18 protein-coding genes are annotated in these 18,565 nt (G+C 57.3%); 10 read left to right on the top strand and 8 right to left on the bottom strand.

Annotated elements, in window-relative coordinates; translation table 11 throughout:
• Positions 1-3 precede the first annotated feature (3 nt).
• Positions 4-255 carry an MOSC domain-containing protein gene (locus AC2FFB_RS06680; RefSeq protein ID WP_416383917.1) on the bottom strand — a complete coding sequence of 84 codons (252 nt, stop codon included), beginning with the start codon at positions 253-255 and terminating at the stop codon, positions 4-6.
• Positions 256-670: 415 nt separating this feature from the next.
• On the opposite strand from AC2FFB_RS06680, the gene AC2FFB_RS06675 reads away from it, so the two are divergent.
• From AC2FFB_RS06675 to AC2FFB_RS06655, 5 genes are all read left to right on the top strand, one after another.
• Complete coding sequence (locus AC2FFB_RS06675) at positions 671-1,180, top strand: DUF2059 domain-containing protein (protein WP_496688910.1); 510 nt, start codon at positions 671-673, stop codon at positions 1,178-1,180.
• Positions 1,181-1,261: 81 nt separating this feature from the next.
• Positions 1,262-2,917, top strand: coding sequence for an energy-dependent translational throttle protein EttA (gene ettA, locus AC2FFB_RS06670; protein WP_282021610.1), 1,656 nt, complete (start codon positions 1,262-1,264; stop codon positions 2,915-2,917).
• Positions 2,914-3,660: a hypothetical protein gene (locus AC2FFB_RS06665; protein ID WP_142635632.1), complete on the top strand. Its 747-nt coding sequence runs from the start codon at positions 2,914-2,916 to the stop codon at positions 3,658-3,660. Before ettA ends, AC2FFB_RS06665 begins: the two co-directional genes overlap by 4 nt.
• A 311-nt stretch (positions 3,661-3,971) precedes the next feature.
• Complete coding sequence (locus tag AC2FFB_RS06660; RefSeq protein ID WP_142635630.1) at positions 3,972-4,178, top strand: cold-shock protein; 207 nt, start codon at positions 3,972-3,974, stop codon at positions 4,176-4,178.
• A gap of 179 nt (positions 4,179-4,357) precedes the next feature.
• Complete coding sequence (locus AC2FFB_RS06655) at positions 4,358-4,915, top strand: L,D-transpeptidase (protein WP_142635628.1); 558 nt, start codon at positions 4,358-4,360, stop codon at positions 4,913-4,915.
• Here AC2FFB_RS06655 and AC2FFB_RS06650 read toward each other — a convergent pair whose 3' ends face one another.
• Positions 4,916-5,575 carry an arylesterase gene (locus tag AC2FFB_RS06650; RefSeq protein ID WP_496693607.1) on the bottom strand — a complete coding sequence of 220 codons (660 nt, stop codon included), beginning with the start codon at positions 5,573-5,575 and terminating at the stop codon, positions 4,916-4,918.
• Between the two features lie 26 nt (positions 5,576-5,601).
• Here AC2FFB_RS06650 and AC2FFB_RS06645 point away from each other — a divergent pair, with 26 nt between their 5' ends.
• A complete protein-coding gene (locus AC2FFB_RS06645) occupies positions 5,602-6,297 on the top strand; it encodes an ABC transporter ATP-binding protein (RefSeq protein WP_496874681.1) in 696 nt (231 codons plus the stop codon).
• A complete protein-coding gene (locus tag AC2FFB_RS06640) occupies positions 6,294-8,822 on the top strand; it encodes an ABC transporter permease (protein ID WP_496688916.1) in 2,529 nt (842 codons plus the stop codon). Before AC2FFB_RS06645 ends, AC2FFB_RS06640 begins: the two co-directional genes overlap by 4 nt.
• A 2-nt stretch (positions 8,823-8,824) precedes the next feature.
• Here AC2FFB_RS06640 and AC2FFB_RS06635 read toward each other — a convergent pair whose 3' ends face one another.
• Positions 8,825-9,271, bottom strand: a complete 447-nt coding sequence (locus tag AC2FFB_RS06635) for an RrF2 family transcriptional regulator (protein WP_142635622.1) — start codon at positions 9,269-9,271, stop codon at positions 8,825-8,827.
• Between the two features lie 93 nt (positions 9,272-9,364).
• Here AC2FFB_RS06635 and AC2FFB_RS06630 point away from each other — a divergent pair, with 93 nt between their 5' ends.
• Positions 9,365-9,931, top strand: coding sequence for a gamma-glutamylcyclotransferase family protein (locus AC2FFB_RS06630; RefSeq protein ID WP_496823125.1), 567 nt, complete (start codon positions 9,365-9,367; stop codon positions 9,929-9,931).
• A 55-nt stretch (positions 9,932-9,986) separates the two neighbouring features.
• Here the strand turns inward: AC2FFB_RS06630 and gltX are convergent, their stop codons facing one another.
• Positions 9,987-11,312: a glutamate--tRNA ligase gene (gene gltX / locus AC2FFB_RS06625; protein ID WP_496688920.1), complete on the bottom strand. Its 1,326-nt coding sequence runs from the start codon at positions 11,310-11,312 to the stop codon at positions 9,987-9,989.
• A gap of 140 nt (positions 11,313-11,452) precedes the next feature.
• On the opposite strand from gltX, the gene AC2FFB_RS06620 reads away from it, so the two are divergent.
• Entirely contained in the window at positions 11,453-12,385 is a 933-nt protein-coding gene (locus AC2FFB_RS06620) for an MBL fold metallo-hydrolase (RefSeq protein WP_496874680.1), read from the top strand.
• A gap of 3 nt (positions 12,386-12,388) precedes the next feature.
• Here the strand turns inward: AC2FFB_RS06620 and AC2FFB_RS06615 are convergent, their stop codons facing one another.
• From AC2FFB_RS06615 to AC2FFB_RS06605, 3 genes are all read right to left on the bottom strand, one after another.
• A complete protein-coding gene (locus AC2FFB_RS06615; RefSeq protein ID WP_281995372.1) occupies positions 12,389-13,717 on the bottom strand; it encodes an NAD(P)/FAD-dependent oxidoreductase in 1,329 nt (442 codons plus the stop codon).
• A gap of 154 nt (positions 13,718-13,871) precedes the next feature.
• The gene (locus AC2FFB_RS06610) at positions 13,872-14,123 is read right to left on the bottom strand and encodes a hypothetical protein (RefSeq protein WP_281972510.1); all 252 of its coding nucleotides are present in this window, start codon (positions 14,121-14,123) and stop codon (positions 13,872-13,874) included.
• A gap of 288 nt (positions 14,124-14,411) precedes the next feature.
• On the bottom strand, positions 14,412-16,070 hold the full coding sequence (locus tag AC2FFB_RS06605; protein ID WP_281995373.1) for an NAD+ synthase: 1,659 nt from the start codon (positions 16,068-16,070) through the stop codon (positions 14,412-14,414).
• 146 nt (positions 16,071-16,216) lie between these two features.
• Between AC2FFB_RS06605 and AC2FFB_RS06600 the strand changes: the two genes are divergently transcribed.
• Complete coding sequence (locus AC2FFB_RS06600) at positions 16,217-17,686, top strand: MORN repeat-containing protein (protein ID WP_142635608.1); 1,470 nt, start codon at positions 16,217-16,219, stop codon at positions 17,684-17,686.
• A 6-nt stretch (positions 17,687-17,692) separates the two neighbouring features.
• Here the strand turns inward: AC2FFB_RS06600 and AC2FFB_RS06595 are convergent, their stop codons facing one another.
• Positions 17,693-18,358: an SDR family NAD(P)-dependent oxidoreductase gene (locus tag AC2FFB_RS06595; protein ID WP_142635605.1), complete on the bottom strand. Its 666-nt coding sequence runs from the start codon at positions 18,356-18,358 to the stop codon at positions 17,693-17,695.
• Between the last annotated feature and the right edge of the window lie 207 nt (positions 18,359-18,565).

The following is an 18,565-nucleotide window of genomic DNA, read 5'->3' as shown; positions in this document are numbered from 1 at the left end:
TTGTCAATCAACAGGTTGCACAGCGTCGCCCAACCTGACCCGCCCGGGCCGCACCACCTCGGCGCACCAACCGCCATGACCCCGAACGGCGGAATAACCACACTTGCCCAGCGCCTCCTCCATCCGGCTGCACGGCGCGCAGATCACAGTGAAACGCAGGATGGCCTCGCCCACCTGCACCTCACGCCCCTTGAGCGCCGCCAAATTGATTCCTGATACCACCAGATTGCGTCGCAGGGTTTCAGGCGCAACCAGACCCTACCCGAGATAGGAGCCTATCGCAGACAGATGTTCCCGCTGGATCAGGGTCACGGCTCGCTTGCCCGCGCAGCTGCGGTCTCCGTCCGGCCCATTAGCAGAGAACATGGCCCCCTCTACAGCGACTATCTCATTCCGCAGCGCAGGCCGCAAACTAATCCAGTCAGCGCAACCTGCTTGTGAGTAGCAAGAAATAACGTATTGGAATGCCGTTGTTATAGCGGTTCCTTCAGTCTGCGTTACTGAACGGACCTTCTTGCAGTTTCCTAGCTTCCCTCCAAGCCCACAACGCAAGGATTATTTGCAGAGTCAAGGCACTGCCATAGCTTGCAGCACCTGTACTGACTGGATAAGCACTACCCCGACAGAAAAACACTAAATCAATAGGAACAATCTATTGCGCAACCTATCATTGGCCACTGCTTTCCTCGCCCTCTCGTCGAATGTTTTGTATGCAGGCGCACAGGAGGATGCCGATTATATAGCCAACGTCACCGTAAACGAAGAAGTCATGCAAGGTGTGCTGGTCGCAATGCGTCCGGTCCTGATACAAGCGGTGCAACAAGATCTAATTTCCAGGGGCATAAAAGTATCTGATACCGAAGCGTTTTTCGACATTGTGATGGACGTATTCATGGATGGATTCATCCACGAACTGCGGATTCCAACGGCTCAATTCTATGTTGAAAATTTCTCAGCTTCTGAATTGCACGAAATAACCCAGTTCTACGACAGCCCGACGGGAAAGAAGCTACTCCGATTAACGCCTGCAATGATGCAGCATGGCGCAAAAACGGGTCAGGTGGCCGGTGCAAAAGCGGCTCAGATGGTTCAACCCGAAATTGTTCGGCGCATCCACGAAGAAGGTCTCGTAATCGAAAATAGATCTTTCACCGACAAATTGCTGGAAGCCTTCGAATAAGCTCAGAACTATTCTTGCTCGCCCTTGTCGGCTCGGGTATCACACCGTCCAACCAAATTCCTCCGACCCAAAGGACGCGACATGGCCGCCTATCAATATGTCTACCACATGCAGGGTGTCTCCAAGACCTATCCCGGTGGCAAGAAGTGCTTTGAAAACATCCACCTGAGCTTTCTGCCCGGCGTGAAAATCGGTGTTGTCGGCGTCAACGGCGCGGGTAAATCGACGCTGATGAAGATCATGGCCGGCCTCGACAAGGATTTCACCGGCGAGGCCTGGGCGGCCGAAGGCGCCAAAGTCGGTTACCTGCCGCAGGAACCGAAGCTGGACGAAAGCCTCAGCGTGCGCGAAAACGTCATGCTGGGCGTGGCCGAGAAAAAGGCGATCCTCGACCGCTATAACGAACTGGCGATGAACTACTCAGACGAAACCGCGGATGAGATGGCCAAGCTGCAGGACGAGATCGACAGCCAGAACCTCTGGGATCTCGACAGCCAGATCGACGTTTCGATGGAGGCGCTGCGCTGCCCGCCAGACGATGCCAATATCGCCAACCTCTCAGGCGGTGAAAAACGCCGCGTCGCGCTGTGCAAATTGCTGCTCGAAGCGCCCGACATGCTGCTGCTCGACGAGCCGACCAACCACCTGGATGCCGAAACAATCGCCTGGCTGCAACAGCACCTGATCGATTACAAAGGCACCATCCTGATCGTCACTCACGACCGCTATTTCCTCGACAGTATCACCGGCTGGATCCTCGAACTCGACCGAGGTCGTGGTCTGCCGTATGAGGGCAACTATTCCGCGTGGCTGGAACAAAAGGCCAAGAGGCTGGAGCAGGAAGCCCGCGAGGACAAGTCTAAGCAGAAGACCCTGCAACGCGAACTCGACTGGATGCGCCAAGGCCAGAAGGCCCGTCAGGCCAAATCCAAAGCCCGGATCAACGCCTATAATGATTTGGCGGAACAGTCCGAGCGCGAAAAGCTGACCCGCGCACAGATCGTCATCCCCAACGGCCAGCGCCTTGGCGGTAAGGTGATCGAGGTCGAAGGCCTGTCCAAACACATGGGTGATAAGCAACTGATCGAGAACCTCGACTTTACCCTGCCCCCCGGCGGAATTGTCGGCGTCATCGGGCCCAACGGCGCCGGTAAATCGACCCTGTTCAAGATGCTTACTAGTCAAGAGCAGCCCGACGCAGGCACCATCACGCTTGGCGACACGGTTGAACTGTCCTATGTCGACCAGTCCCGCGACGACCTCAAGGACAACGACACCGTATGGGAGGCGATCACCGGCGGCGCCGAGATCATTCAGTTGGGCGATGCGCAGGTCAATTCCCGCGCCTATTGCTCGTCCTTCAACTTCAAGGGCGGCGACCAGCAGAAAAAGGTCTCCTTGCTGTCAGGGGGTGAGCGCAACCGCGTCCACATGGCCCGCCTGCTGAAAGAGGGCGGCAACGTCCTGCTGCTCGATGAACCGACCAACGATTTGGACGTCGAAACCCTGCGCGCCCTGGAAGACGCGCTGGTCGATTTCGCCGGCTGCGCCGTGGTCATCAGCCACGACCGCTTCTTCCTCGACCGGATCTGCACGCATATTCTGGCGTTTGAGGGTGATGCCCATGTCGAATGGTTCGAGGGCAACTTCGAGGATTACGAAGAGGACAAGAAACGCCGTCTGGGACCAGACGCGCTGGAGCCGAAGCGGTTGAAGCATAAGAAGTTTGCGCGATGAGACGGAAGCTCAAAAGACGGTTGGAAAAATGGCAACGTAGCGCGCTGAAAATCAGCGCGCCGCTGCGCAAGCGCATCCGGCAAATGTACAAGACAGATTACTGTGTGATCGTGGCAAGCAATGGCCGGTCGGGCAGCACCATGACCTACCATGCGCTGCGCGATGCACTGGAAAGGCTGGACCCAAACCTCTCGGGTCAGGCCAGTTTCGTGTCTCGGTTGGACGACGCCACCTTCCAGGCGCCGTTTCTTTACAAGACGCATGATTTTCCGCAGGTTTTGTCAAACTGGTCAAAAGATACCCGAGTCGTCTTTTGCTTTGGCTCGACAAAGGACTCTACCTTTTCAGTCTACACAGCGATGGAAGGCTATGGCCCTGAGTGGATAAAAAAGCACTTCTACAATCTGCATGCGACGGGCACATATGACGAGCTTTTCGAACGTGATGTGCTGCAACAGGCACGGCAGATCAAGGAATGGGTCACTTATGACGACATCCCGGTATTGTGCGTTCACTACGATGCGTTGTGGGAATATCAGGACGAAATCTCTGAATTTACCGGATTGAAATTTGTACCGGCTCCGCGGCGTGAACGGGCTGAAAAAGATATTCCGGAAGATCTGCGAAAGGCCGCGAGCCAAATCTACGATCCGATTGACGAAGTGATTTCCCAGCTTCCCAGATGTTTTGTGGCCTCGCCCGAAATGAACGAGATCGTGGGCAAATTGCCGCTCGCAAAGTGATCCTCGGACGGTCTGGCGCGTGACGTTCTTCCGGGCGCTCGCGAATCCAAAAAATTCAGTCTAACCACATAAATTGTATAGATTGTTTCAGGATATTCTGATGCGTAGATTCTGATGCCTGGCGCTAGTTTCAGTCGTTCAGGATTGCAAATCCGGCTTGTCACATCTCGTCTGAACTGGCATACTCAGAGTGCTACCGTTTTTCTATTTCGACCCACTGTCTCCTTCTACGGCGTTCAGTCTATCGATACAGACGACGACGCCAGGCTGTCGCAACTCCGTGGGCAGCACCAGATAAGGAGAACACGGATATGCCTTCAGGCACCGTAAAATGGTTCAACACCACCAAAGGCTACGGCTTTATTGCACCCGAAGATGGCGGCAAAGACATCTTCGTTCACATCTCGGCCGTCGAACGCTCGGGCCTGACCGGTCTGGCCGACAACCAGAAAGTCACGTACGAGCTGCGCTCGGGTCGTGACGGTCGCGAAAGCGCCGACGACATCCAGCTGGCGTAAGCCGCTGTAAGGGCAGGGTTTTCCTCTGCCCTTTTCTATTTGTGCCTGAGCGACCACCTGTAAAAGTGTGTCTCGGCGATTACATCACAATTCAGTTACTCTTCCCCGACGATTGACCGGATCGGATATCATCCGGACACTATGGTCATGATTTTTCTGTTGTATTGAAGAGAGCTGATATGTTGACACGCCGTACATTCCTGACTGCAACAGCAGCAGCAAGCCTTGTTTCGACCGCCGCGTCGGCAAAGAAAGCCGTCGAATACGACCCTACTCCACAATTTGTTCGAATCAAAAAGCAATTCCTGCCAGGCCAGCTTCTGGTGGTTCCACGCTCGTTCTATCTGTACTTCGTAACAGAACCTCGCAAGGCAATCCGTTACGGGTGTGGGGTGGGCAAAGCCGGGCTGGAGTTCACCGGAACAGCGACCATAGACGTCAAAAAGGAGTGGCCCACCTGGCGCCCCACCAATGAAATGATCGAGCGTGAACCAATTACATATGCTCGTTTCAAGGATAACGACTATGTGCAGCCTGGCGGTGACGGCAATCCGTTAGGTGCACGGGCGCTTTATCTGTTCCAGAACGGCGTTGACACTTATTTCCGAATTCACGGGACCACTCAGCCGCAGACCATAGGCCGTGCGGCCTCGAACGGATGTATACGCATGCTGAACACGCATGTCATCGACCTGTACCAGCGGGTGCCGATTGGAACAGTTGTGACGGTCGTCTGATCAATCTTCTGCTGAATTCACAAGTTCCAAAACCTTTGGTCCAAGGTCTTCAACGATGAGGGCCACACCACTGGCGTTGGGATGGATGCCATCTGCCTGCATGTGTTCCCGTACTTCTTCGGGGTTTCCTGCCGCAGTCAAACCTGTGAAAAAACTTGGCGCATATCCAGTCTGATATCGATCCGCCAGATCGGAGTAGATCGCATCAAATGCGGCTTTGTAATCTGGACCGTAATTCCCCGGCGCCTGCATCCCGACCAACAACACGGCGACCTCAGCGCCATCTGCTGCTTTCAGGATCGTCTCAAGATTTGCGCGTGCAACTGCCGGATCAAGCCCTCGCAACAGATCGTTCCCGCCCAATGCGACGATCATCCCATCCACGTCGGGCGTCAGTGTCCAGTCCACACGTGCCGCCCCTCCGGCGGTGGTGTCCCCGGATACACCCGCATTGATCAGGCGCACATCCGCTCCGTGATCTTTCAACCAACGATCCAGCTGCGGAACAAATCCGTCTTGCTCGGGCAGGCCGTACCCTTGAGTCAAAGAATCCCCGAGAGCTGCAATCACTACGGTTTCTGCTGTGGCCGCAAAGCCGCAACACGTGATAAGCACCGGCATCAAAGCCTTGCGCAACATCTCAACTGCTCCATATCCCATTTGATTACCTCGGTTCGGACCTACCCATGATCGCAACTGTTCTATCGCTTGAAAATGCCGCTTTATCGCTGGATGGCAATGCCGGTCAGGTAGATATCCTGCACGACATCACGCTTTCCGTACACAAGGGCGAGACACTGGGTCTGATTGGGCCGTCCGGGTCAGGAAAATCGTCGTTACTAATGCTGATGGGCGGGCTGGAACAGGCGACGGGCGGCCAGGTAACCGCACTCGAGCAAAATCTGACCCGCATGAACGAAGACGAGCTCGCGCGGTTCCGACGCAACAGCATGGGCGTTGTATTTCAGAATTTCCACCTGATCCCCACGATGACTGCCCTTGAGAACGTGGCCACACCGCTGGAGTTGGCCGGCCACAAAGATGCCTTTCAACGGGCCGAAGCCGAATTGGAGTCCGTAGGGCTGACGCATCGACGCGACCATTATCCGGCGCAGCTCTCCGGTGGAGAGCAGCAGCGCGTCGCGCTCGCCCGTGCCTCTGCCCCGCGACCACAGATCCTGCTGGCGGATGAGCCTACCGGCAATCTGGACGAAACAAACGGAGCCGCCATCATTGATCTGCTGCTTGGCCTGCGCGACAGGCATGGTGCTACTTTAGTTCTGGTGACCCATAGCCACAGCCTTGCGCGCAGATGTGACCGTGTTGTCCGGCTGCGCGATGGAAGGATTGCCGATGACACAAGGCAAGAGGCCGCCGAATGAGCCTGCGGATGGCCGGGCGGCTGGCGCGGCGGGAACTGCGCGGAGGTCTGCGCGGTTTTCGGGTGTTTCTGGCTTGTCTTGCACTTGGGGTCGCTGCCATTGCCGCAGTGGGTTCGGTCCGCCACGCCATCCAAACCGGACTGACGCAAGAAGGCGCGGCTCTGCTGGGCGGGGATGCACAGCTGGAATTCACCTATCGCTTTGCGGATGAGGCTGAGCGTGCATGGATGAACGACGCGGCCTTAGCCATCTCCGAAGTCGTCGATTTTCGGTCAATGGCAGTCGCGCAGCAGAATAGTGACCCACAGCGGGCGCTTACGCAGGTCAAATCCGTTGACGACTCCTATCCATTGTTGGGCAAGCCAATACTAGAGCCCCAGATGCCCCTGCGTGACGCCTTTACAGGCCAGCAAGGGGCGCCCGGTGCCGTAATGGCTCCCGCTCTGATCGACCGGCTTCAGCTATCGGTTGGGGATCGGTTTTCACTTGGAACTCAGGAATTTGTCCTGATGGCAGCCCTGATCCACGAACCGGACGGGGCGGCAGACGGGTTTGGATTGGGTCCGCGCACGCTGATCCGCACACAGGACTTGCTGACTTCCGGATTATTGGCACCGGGTACTCTGTTTTCCACCAAATACCGCCTGGATCTACCGCCGGGGTCTGATCTTACAGCTCTTTCGGCGCAGGCAAGCGAAGCCCTTGAAGGCAGCGGAATGCGGTGGACCGATGCACGGAACGGTGCCCCCGGCATTTCAGAATTTGTTGCCCGGCTCAGCGCTTTTCTGGTTCTGGTTGGACTATCCGGGCTGGCTGTTGGCGGCATCGGCGTATCTGCAGCGGTGCGCGCCTATCTGGCGCAAAAGACTGAAACCATTGCTACCTTGCGTACTTTGGGTGCCGATCGGGCGACCGTGTTTCAGACTTATCTGATCCAGATCGGTATTCTCTCTGGCATCGGCATTTTTCTGGGCATCATATTGGGTGGATCGGTGCCTCTGCTGCTTGCGCCGCTGATCGAAACTCGCCTGCCTGTGCCCGCAGTGTTCTCGTTCTATCCGCAGCCTCTGGCTGAAGCCGCGCTTTACGGCGTGCTCACCGCCTTTTTATTCACACTCTGGCCCCTTGCCCGTACTGAAGAAGTCCGCGCTGCGACCCTGTTTCGCGATGCGCTGTCTTCGGCGCGCTTCCTGCCCCGTGCAAAATACATCCTAGCGACAGGCATCGGGCTTGCGGCGCTGATCGGCGCAGCTGCCTTTTTCAGCGGATCGGCGCGCCTGACCCTTTGGACCAGCGGCGGGTTGGCCGGAGCGCTGGTTCTGCTTTCGATGGCAGCGCTGGCGATCCGCAAACTTGCGCGCCTGACCACAAAACCCGCCCGAGGGAATCCTCCCCTGCGATGGGCCCTGTCGGCCATTTCCGATCCGCGCGAAGGGGCCGCATCGGTTGTCCTGTCGCTGGGGTTGGGCCTGTCGGTACTGGCCGCAGTCGGGCAAATCGACGGCACCCTGCGAAACGCGATTTCAGGAAACCTGCCCGATGTCGCCCCTTCTTATTTCTTCGTCGATATCCAGAAAGAGCAGATGCCCGGCTTTACCGAACGGCTGGAAAACGACCCTGCCGTAAGCCGGATCCAAAGCGCGCCCATGCTGCGCGGGATCATCACGCAGATTAACGGGCAGCCCGCGATTGAGGTCGCCGGGGACCACTGGGTACTGGAAGGCGACCGCGGGGTCACCTATTCCGACGCCCCGCCCTCGAACGCACGGGTCACCGCCGGGGAATGGTGGTCCGAGGACTATTCCGGAACGCCTCAGGTCAGCTTCGCCGCTGAAGAGGCCGAAGAGATGGGCCTGAAGCTGGGTGACCAACTGACCGTCAACATATTGGGGCGCGACATCACCGCAGAGCTCACCTCTCTGCGCGAGGTGGATTTCTCGACCGCCGGGATGGGTTTCATCATGTCCATGAACCCGTCGGCCCTGGCCGGCGCCCCGCATAGCTTCATTGCCACCGTCTATGCCGAAGAGCAGGCCGAAGCCGCGATCCTTCGTGATCTGGCGGGTAAATTCCCCAATATCACCGCAATCCGTGTCCGCGATGCGATTGACCGGGTCTCGGGTCTGCTGGCCGGGTTGGCCGCTGCGACGTCTTATGGGGCTGGTGTATCGCTGCTAACCGGCTTTCTGGTCCTGATCGGCGCCGCGGCAGCGGGTGAACCAGCCCGGCGGTACGAGGCCGCAGTCCTGAAGACCATCGGTGCCGACCGTCGGCGCATATTGATCAGCTTTGCCCTTCGGGCTGTTCTGCTGGGGTCTGCCGCTGGAATTGTGGCCCTGATGGTGGGCATCCTCGGCGGCTGGGCGGTTGCGACATATATTTTCGACACCAGCTTTGACGTCATCTGGCCATCTGCCATCGGCATCGTATTGGCCGGGATCATCGTCACGCTGGGCGCGGGGTTGATCTTTGCCTTGAAACCCCTTGCCGTTCGCCCGGCGCGCATCTTGCGCGCCAGCGACTGAGTTTATCGGACGCAGGCGACGGGCTGCAAAATCGTCAGCAGATTTGCATTGTCACACACCAGCGAATCCAGCGTGATTTCGTCCAGCGAGGCATAAAAGACCTCGGCCGCGTCCCGCAGCGCAAGACGCAGCCGGCAGGCGTTGGTGAGCGGGCATGTATTGTCGGCATCCGCAAAGCACTCGGCAATCGGCAAGTCGCCCTCGATATGCCGAAAAACCGAACCGATCCGTATCTGATCAGCAGATCTAGCGAGTACCATACCGCCATTGCGACCGCGATGAGTGCTCAGATAATCTAACTGGCTGAGTTGGTTGATCACCTGCGCCAAATGGTTTTCCGAGATATTACAGGCCTTTGCGATCTCGGATTTGGTCACCAACCTGTCTGGATTTGCTGCACAATACATCAGTAGGCGCACAGCAATATTTGTCCGCTTGGTTATCCGCATGTTTGCCTCCCTAAGTTCAACATGCTGCCTTATTGCATGTTGGGCAAAAAAGCGGTTTGACATACATCAATTCCCGGTCAGAAGTGATCCCGCATGGCAGACCCCTATTTCTTTGGCTACGGCAGCCTCGTGAACCTCGCGACCCACGATTTCCCCGACCCGCATCCTGCGCAGTTGAAGGGATGGCGGCGGGCCTGGCGGCATACCGATTTGCGCCCGGTCGCTTTCCTGACCGCCATTCCGGATCCCACTTCTGAAATCGACGGCATGATTGCCCATGTCCCGGGAAATGACTGGGACGCGCTGGATCAACGTGAGTGGGCCTACGACCGCGTTCCAGCGACTAAGGCCGTCACCCATTCTCTGCCACACGAGGTTGAGATCGCTGTTTATGCCGTACCTGATGACCGTCAATCCGCGGCCAGCCGGCGCCACCCCCTGCTGATGAGCTATATCGACGTGGTTGTGCAAGGCTATTTGCGTGCGTTCGGGTCCGAGGGCGCCGATCGCTTTTTTGCTACCACTGATGGCTGGGACGCCCCGATCCTGAATGACCGGGCAGAGCCGCGGTATCCGCGCCACCAGGCATTGAAACCAGATGAGACTTGTTTTGTGGATGATCGGCTGAAGCGAATAGCAGCCCAGATCGCAGAGACCTAATAGAAAAATGGCGCGGCCAGCAGACCACGCCTTATCACAATCTAAGGCACTAAGATCAGCCGCGCGCGCGGATCACCTGCAGAAGGGGCAACAGGGTTGCCATCTCGGGGCCGCGCTCCATCCCTGTCAGTGCCTTGCGCAAAGGCATGAACAGACTCTTGCCCTTGCGGCCTGTCGCGTCTTTCACCGCGCTGGTCCACTGCCCCCAGGTCGCGCCGTCGAACGGGCCTTCTGGCAACAACGCCACAGCCTCGGTGATGAACTCTCGGTCTTCATCGGCAATCAGTGGTTCGGCACCGTTAAGGCACAGCTCCCACCACCCTTTCAGGTCTGCCAGAGTGGTGATGTTCTCGCGGGCCATGGCCCAGAACGGTTCGGCCAGTTCGGCCGGTACGCCCGCATCTGCCACAGCATCCGCAACGTCGGCCAATGACAAAGATTGCAGGTGTTTTGCCGTCAACGGAAACAGGTCCTGAACGTCAAACTTGGTCGGCGCGGCACCAAAACGACCAATGTCAAATCCATCGATCAGCTCGGCCATCTCTGTCCGCAACTCAACCGGGTCGGATGAGCCCAGACGCGCCATCAAGCTGAGCAATGCTAACGGCTGTACGCCCTGCTCACGCAGATCACGCAGAGCCAGCGTGCCCAGTCGCTTAGACAGCGCCTCGCCCTGGGGGCCGGTCAGCAGAGAATGATGTGCAAAACGCGGGCAAGTACCGCCCAACGCTTGGATGATCTGAATCTGCGTCGCAGTATTGGTTACATGGTCCGAGCCACGCACCACATCGGTCACACCCATTTCGGTATCATCGACCACCGACGCAATCGTGTACAGAACCTGACCGTCGCCCCGGATCAGTACTGGATCCGACACCGAGGATGCATCAATCGAGATATCGCCTAGAATACCGTCGGTCCACTCGATCCGTTCATGATCCAGCCTAAAGCGCCAGACACCGTTGCCACGTTCTGCCCGCAGCGCGTCTTTCTCGGCGTCGTTAAGGTTCAATGCTGCGCGGTCATAAACCGGCGGCTTGCCCATATTCAGCTGCTTCTTGCGCTTGAGGTCCAGCTCGGTCGGGGTTTCGAAGGCTTCATAGAACCGGCCCATCTCCCGCAGCTTGTCGGCTGCCTCAGCATAGCGGTCCAGACGCTCGGACTGTCGTTCGACCCGGTCCCAATGCAGGCCCAGCCACTCGAGGTCCTGTTTGATGGCATCGACATATTCTTCCTTCGACCGCTCGGGGTCTGTGTCGTCGATACGCAGGATGAACGTGCCGCCAGCCTTGCGGGCAATCAGGTAGTTCATCAGCGCTGTGCGCAGGTTGCCCACATGGATGTAACCGGTGGGTGACGGGGCGAAACGGGTGGTTGTCATAGGAGTCTCCTGTTGGCGCGGCTCTTCTCACAGGATGGGCAAATTGTCCAGCCACCGCACCGGTTCACGCCAACGTCAGGTGGCAATCCTCGGGCGATACCCTATCTTCAAAGTGCTGGCACACACAGGGAGATCTCAAAATGACCGTTACACTAACTCGTAGGGCCGCACTGGGCGCGGCGGCAGCATTGCCTTTTTCATCAGCTGCTACCCCCATCCTGGCTGCAGCAAGCGATACCAAAGCGAATTCAACCATCGCGAAATCGTTCCAGCTGGGCGATTTCACCGTAACAACTCTGCTGGATGGCAGCCTGCCGCGCGATGGCGCCAAAGAGATTTTCGGCGGCGGCGCCACGGATGAGGAATTTGCAAACGTATCGGCCCAGAATTTTATTCCTGCCGATAAAGCCCAGTTCTTTTTCACACCAACGCTGGTCAATACCGGATCTGAACTTGTGCTGTTTGATACTGGCCTTGGGCAAGGCGGCATTCAGGCGGCATTGGCAGATGCAGGCGTGAACCCGGATCAAATCGACGTCGTCGTCATCACCCATATGCACCCTGACCATATTGGCGGCATGACCACAAATGACGCGCCAACCTTCCCGAATGCGCGCTATGTCACCGCATCATCCGAGTATGACTTTTGGGCCGCGCAGGATTCCGGCAATCGGGTCGGCGATCTGGTCGCCGCCAAAGTGACCCCAATGGCCGAAAAGATGACCTTTGTCGGCGATGGCGGCGAGGTTCTGTCCGGAATAACCGCCGTTTCAGCGCATGGGCATACCCCCGGACACACGGTCTTTCATCTGGAAAGCAACGGTCAACGTCTGGTGCTGACGGCCGATCTGGCCAATCACTATGTCTGGTCCTTCGCCCAACCCGAGTGGGAAGTGAAATTCGACATGGACAAAGCCGCAGCCGCCGCTTCTCGGCGTAATGTGCTGGGAATGCTGGCGGCGGACAAAATCCCGATGATCGGATATCACATGCCCTTCCCTGCCGCCGGTTTCGTCGAGACGCGCGGCGATGGGTTCCGATTTGTCCCGGTCAGCTATCAGATGATGGGTTAACGTCTAATACCCCAGGTCCGGCCGGATTTTCGACCCGTCCGTAAAGCGGGACAGGCGGAAAACGGCCGGATTAACACAGGGGACATTGCCCGAGACCAGATCAGCCATCAGCCGCCCGGCACCGGGCCCGATTCCGAACCCATGACCCGAGAAACCCGTAGCGATGAACAAGCCGGGCCTGTGGTCCACGTGCGAGATGATCGGGATCGCATCCGGCGTTACATCAATCATCCCTGCCCAGCTTTGAACGATTTCAACCTGCTTTAGCGCGGGAATACCACTGATTGCGCTTTTCCAAGCCCGCCGCAACACCCGGAGCGATGGTTCGGGATCCAGAGTGCGGCAAAGTTCGAACGGTGTCACATCCGTGGGCAACCACCTCCGATCTTGTCGCGCCTCTTCGGCCCACCGCTTCGACACCCGAAACCGCAGCGACCGCCACTCCTGGCGAAACGCAGGAAGAAATTGCCACGCCAGACGAAGGCTATCCGGCACGATATCAACGGTGTTTTCGTGCCCGGACGCAATCGTATACCCTCCGTCGTCCCGCTTGCGTATTGCAAAATTGTCCGACCACAAGGCAGCCTCAGGACCGGAAACCGGAGAGGTTCGGAATACGGTATTCAGCACCTTCAGTTGTGGAAAATCAACTCCAGCATTCCCTGCAAACAAGCGCGACCACGCACCGCCCGCCAGTACGACATTGCCGCAGGCCACGCGACCGCGTTCTGTGAAGACACCGACGACACGGTCCGCCTCTGTATCCAGACAGCGCACTGCACAGTTGGTCATCAACAGGGCCCCCCGGTCACGCGCAGCTTCGGCGATTGCGGGTGCAGCCCATTGCGGTTCCGCCCTACCGTCTTGCGGCATAAACAATGCGCAATCCAACCCCGTCTGATGGTCTGGCATAAGTTCCGCCAACAGAGCCCCGGACACCATCCTTGCCCCAGTATTCAACCCCTCCACATGGCGAAGCCAGCGTTCAAGATTGCTCTGTTCCCGCTTGCCTGAGGCGCCGAACAGGATACCGGCCTGTGTGAAACCTGTCTTGCGCCCGGTGCGTTGATCGAGCTGCGCCCAGATACGCTGTGATTCCTGCATCAGCGGGATTTCCCGAGGATCGCGCATACCCAAACGCACCCATCCCCAGTTCCGTGAACTCTGCTCAGAGGCAATTTGTCCCTTTTCGCACAGAAGGACAGACATTCCCCGCTCTGACAGTTCGAGGGCGGTTGATGCCCCAATAATTCCTCCACCAATGACAACAACATCAACGGCTTTTGGCAGCTTTAGATCGGGTTCAACAGCATTAGGCTTGGGGCCAGGCATCAACCGCTCATAACTCATTGCACGGACCGCAATGAAGGCGCGGGATCAGGACAGACGCAACAGAAGAAACTTCGCTTCAATGACTATTGCTCAGGCCTGTGACCATTCGGCCAACGTGGCAAGCCAGCGCATCTAATTCAGGATTTTGAAAACTTCAGGCCGCGCCGCACAATTCAGCCAGTTTCTGACGCAAAGAGGTAGCGATACTGCCTTCCGGCACCTTGGCTTCTGTTTCCAGAAACTGCGCGCCGGGGCCCACCGTCGTGGATTCCTCTTTGGGCACCTCTTCATTCAACAAATTGGCAATGGCAGCATCTACCTTTGCCTCATCCAGAGACCGACCTTCGGATTGCATAGACCGCCATTTTGGCGGTGAATGAAGCGGTTTATCGTATTCATCGTACATAATGGCACCAAATCGTTAACTCAGACATCCAATTTCGGACGCGTCGCTAAAGACCGAAGGGAAAGCTCATAAACACCTATTTCCCACAATGCGTCGCATCCGCCCCACATAGGGCAACAATCAAGCTAAAATGTGGCAAAAAAAAGACCGAGCATCAAGTGGGGCTCGGATACGCCCAAGAAAATCTAAGCCGCTGCATTCAAAAACAAAAACAGTTCCAGAAGCAGGCGACTATTGCCCATAAATTGGAAACAGTTTTCGCGTCAGAATGGTGATTCCTGTAAGGCGTCAGGTCCTGTCGCGCCAACGATTCACGATAGGATACCTACGATCCAGCCAGAATGCCCGCTTGGTCAAACGTGTCCCCGGGGCGGACTGAAACCGTTTGTATTCGCTGATATAGACCAAATGTTCGATCCGGCGCGCAACGGCTTCTTCGAACCCGGCGGCTACGCAATCCGCGATCGACCCATCCTGATCAACCAATATATCCAGAATGGCGTCCAGAACCGGATAATCCGGCAGGCTGTCACTGTCCTTCTGGTCTTCGCGCAACTCGGCACTAGGAGGTTTGTCGATGACCGAGGGTCGGATGACTTCACCCTCAGGGCCTTTCATCCAGCCGCGATGATTGGCATTGCGCCAGCGGCAGGTCTCGAACACGCGGGTTTTGTACAGGTCTTTGATCGGATTATAACCACCGTTCATATCCCCATAGATCGTGGCATATCCAACGGCGACTTCGGATTTGTTGCCTGTGGTCAGCAGCATCTCGCCGAACTTGTTCGACAGGGCCATCAGCAACAGCCCCCGCAGGCGGGACTGGATGTTTTCTTCGGTCAGATCTTCGTCTCGCCCGGCAAACAATGGGGCAAGCGTATCCGTGATCGCCGCGCGCCCCTGTGCAATAGGGACGAAATCATAGTGAACACCCAACGACTTAGCCACCGCTTCGGCATCATCCAAAGAATCCTGGCTGGTATATTCCGACGGCAACATCACGCAGCGAACATTTTCAGCGCCAATCGCATCCACCGCTATTGCCGCGACAAGGGCTGAATCAACGCCGCCAGAGAGACCCAGAACACCCTTTTTGAACCCGGTTTTGGCCATGTAATCACGCAGAGACTGGACCATCGCGCGATAGTCCTGCTCCCACGCATCTGGCTGCGGCACAATCTCGTCCGGAATTATGCGCCAACCTGCATCGCCGCGTTCAAGATCCACATGCGCTATCGCTTCGTCGAACACAGGCATTCGGAATGCCAGTTCTCCGCCTGGATTCAACCCGAAGGTCGCCCCGTCAAAGACCTGATCGTCCTGCCCTCCGACCATGTTCAGGTAAATCAGCGGCAATCCGGTCTCAACCACGCGCGCCACCATATGGTTCAGGCGCACATCATATTTGTTTCGGAAATAAGGCGAGCCGTTGGGGATCAGCAGAAACTCGGCTCCTGTCTCCTCCAGCGTCTCGGCAACATCCGGATGCCAGCTGTCTTCGCAGATCGGGCTGCCGATCCGAGAGTTGCCAACCGAATAGGGACCGCCCAGCGGGCCGGAATCATATAGGCGCACTTCGTCAAAGACTGTCTCATTCGGCAGGTGATGTTTCAGCACTTTACTGCTGATCCTGCCGTTCTTGAGGATGAGATAGGCGTTATACAGCCGGTCATCTTCGAACCACGGCCCACCGATCGCAATCGCAGGTCCATCGGCGCAACGTTCCGCAAGCGCCTCAACAGCTTTCATTGCGGCTTTGTGGAACGCGGGCTTGATCACAAGGTCCTGCGTATTATAGCCGGTGATGAACATCTCGGGGAAAGCAACAAGTTGGGCACCGGCCTCGCGCGCCTGTTCCCACGCAGAAAAAGCCTTGGCCGCATTGCCTTCCAAATCCCCGACAATGGGATTGAGTTGCGCCAGAGTGATACGGAAACGGTCGGCCATACTGCCCTCTTGCCCTCGTCTGTCCTATTGCCATTTACCAGATCGCACCGCGAGTGAAAGACCAATAAGGCAAAAGCCGTTGCCCTGCCTGCGTCGGTATCCTAGTTTTGCGCAAAAGCACGATGCTCGCGCAGACAGGACCAAACATGAACGTTTTTCGCACTTCAATCGCCGCAGTTGCATTGACCCTGTCAGCGCTGACCGCCTTCGCGCAGAACGATCAGGTAGTCGTGGCCGATGACGAAGTGGGCGGCGTATACGAAGGCACGTTCCTAAATGGCCTGCGGCACGGAACCGGCACCTACCAGTTGCCGGATGGTTTCGAATACGAAGGCGAATGGATCGAAGGCGAAATTCAGGGTCAGGGTATCGCGCGCTATGCTAACGGGTCGATCTATCAGGGCGCCTTTGCCAACGGTCAACCCGAAGGGTTCGGAACGATCATCTATGCTGATGGTGGCAGCTATGAAGGGGAATGGGCCGATGGCTCGTTCAACGGCCAAGGAGTCGCCGTCTATGCCAACGGAGCGAAATACGAAGGTGGGTTCAAGAATGCCCGGCACCACGGCAAAGGCACTCTGACCGACCCGACCGGAGAGGTCTACGAGGGCGACTGGGTCGACGGGGTCAAGCAGGGCAAAGGCAAGATCACCTCAGCCAAAGGCAACGTGTATGAGGGCGACATCAAAGACGGCAAGCGTCATGGCACAGGTAGCCTGACACGGCCGGAAGGTATGAGTTATACGGGTGACTGGTCCGAAAATCGCATGACCGGAAAAGGCCGTCTACTGCAAGCCAATGGCGATTTGTATGAAGGCGACTTTTTTGATGGGCGCCGACAAGGCAAGGGCAAGGCAACCTATGCCAGTGGCGCCATTTACGAAGGTGACTATCACGATGATCGCCGCCACGGCAAAGGCCGTTTTCTGGGCACGGACGGGTTTGACTATACTGGTGAATGGAAAGACGGCCAGATTGAGGGCCTCGGAGAGCTGACCTATCCTGACGGTTCGACCTATGTCGGTGATTTCAGTGCAGACCTGCCCCATGGCAAAGGAATGCACACCTATCCTGATGGCCTGATTTACGACGGCGACTGGATCGCCGGCGTCTTCGAGGGTCAGGGCAAGGCCACTTACCCGAACGGCGCCATCTACGATGGGCAGTTCAAGAACGGTCTGAACCACGGCACCGGTGTTCTGACATTTGCAAACGGGTACAAATATGAAGGCGATTGGGTCGACGGTGCGCGCCAGGGCGAGGGCACAGCCAGCTTCCCGGACGGAACGACCTACAAGGGCGATTTCAAAGATGGGCAGCGCCACGGGCAAGGATCGATAACCACACCGCGCGGCTTCACCTATACAGGCGGTTGGGTCGAGGGGAAGATCAGCGGCACCGGAACCGCTACCTATGCGACTGGTGACGTGTACGAAGGTGGGTTTTTGGACAACAAACGCCACGGTGACGGCACGATGCGCTATGCAGACGGCAAAGAAGAAACCGGCGTCTGGGAAAACGGTGTTCTGCCGGGTGAAAACACCAGCGAGCCGCAGGAGAGTGCTCCGGCAGACGACAGCGCGACAACGGCAACCAGCCCTGCCTCTGACGGTTAGCGGGTCTCACCACGGCACAGGTTTTCCAGCCCAGTCGAAGAACCCGCCCGTGTCTGCGGGCACAAGCGCCTTGGCGACGCTCAGCAGGTTTCGCGCAGCTTCATCCGATTCAACGGCCGGGTGTCGCCCGACATATTTGCGCGTGAATTCTGTACGCACTGTGCCCGGATGCAGGGCCACACAGATCGCCTGTTTGTGGGTGCGGGCCAGCTCAATCGCGGATGTGCGCACAATCTGGTTGGCCGCAGCTTTTGAGGCCCGATAGCTGATCCATCCACCCAGCTGATTATCTCCGATTGATCCGACGCGGGCGGACAACACCGCCACGACAGATCGCCTGTCCCGTGGTAGCAGCCGCGCAGCGTGTGACAGCACAAGGGCCGGACCAACCGCATTCAGGGCAAACTGGTCCATCATTGCTTGCGCTGAAATTGATCTGATGGACTTCTCTGGCTGTGCACCATTGATTTCCAAAGCACCCGTCGCAATGAAGATCATGTCAAACGGGCATTGCAATGCTTCCAGAGCCGGGCCGACAGCTTCGACATTCGTGAGGTCGAAACCATCAGCAGAACGCGACAAGGTGGTTACGTCTACGGATTGCATGGTCAACAGCCTTTGCAGCGCGGCACCGATACCACCCGAGGCACCTATGATGAGAGCTTTTTCCATTCCGGATCAACTAGCGGTCTTCACTCGGCAATCAACCGTCACGGTTCGTGCAGGTTTTGACGTCTGCATGAAATTCCTACTTTTCATTCCCCGCATGCGCTGTATAAGCTCAACCCCATGATCAACCGCGCAGATATCCTTGTTGCCGACACCGCCCCCTGCGGTGCGTCTCTGCGTGGCCTACTGATCCTAATCCGCCTCTGAGCG

Source organism: Ruegeria sp. YTSA219 (assembly GCF_059609985.1).
Note: the sequence above shows the minus strand (reverse complement) of the source record. Positions and strands in the feature narration are given on the sequence as shown.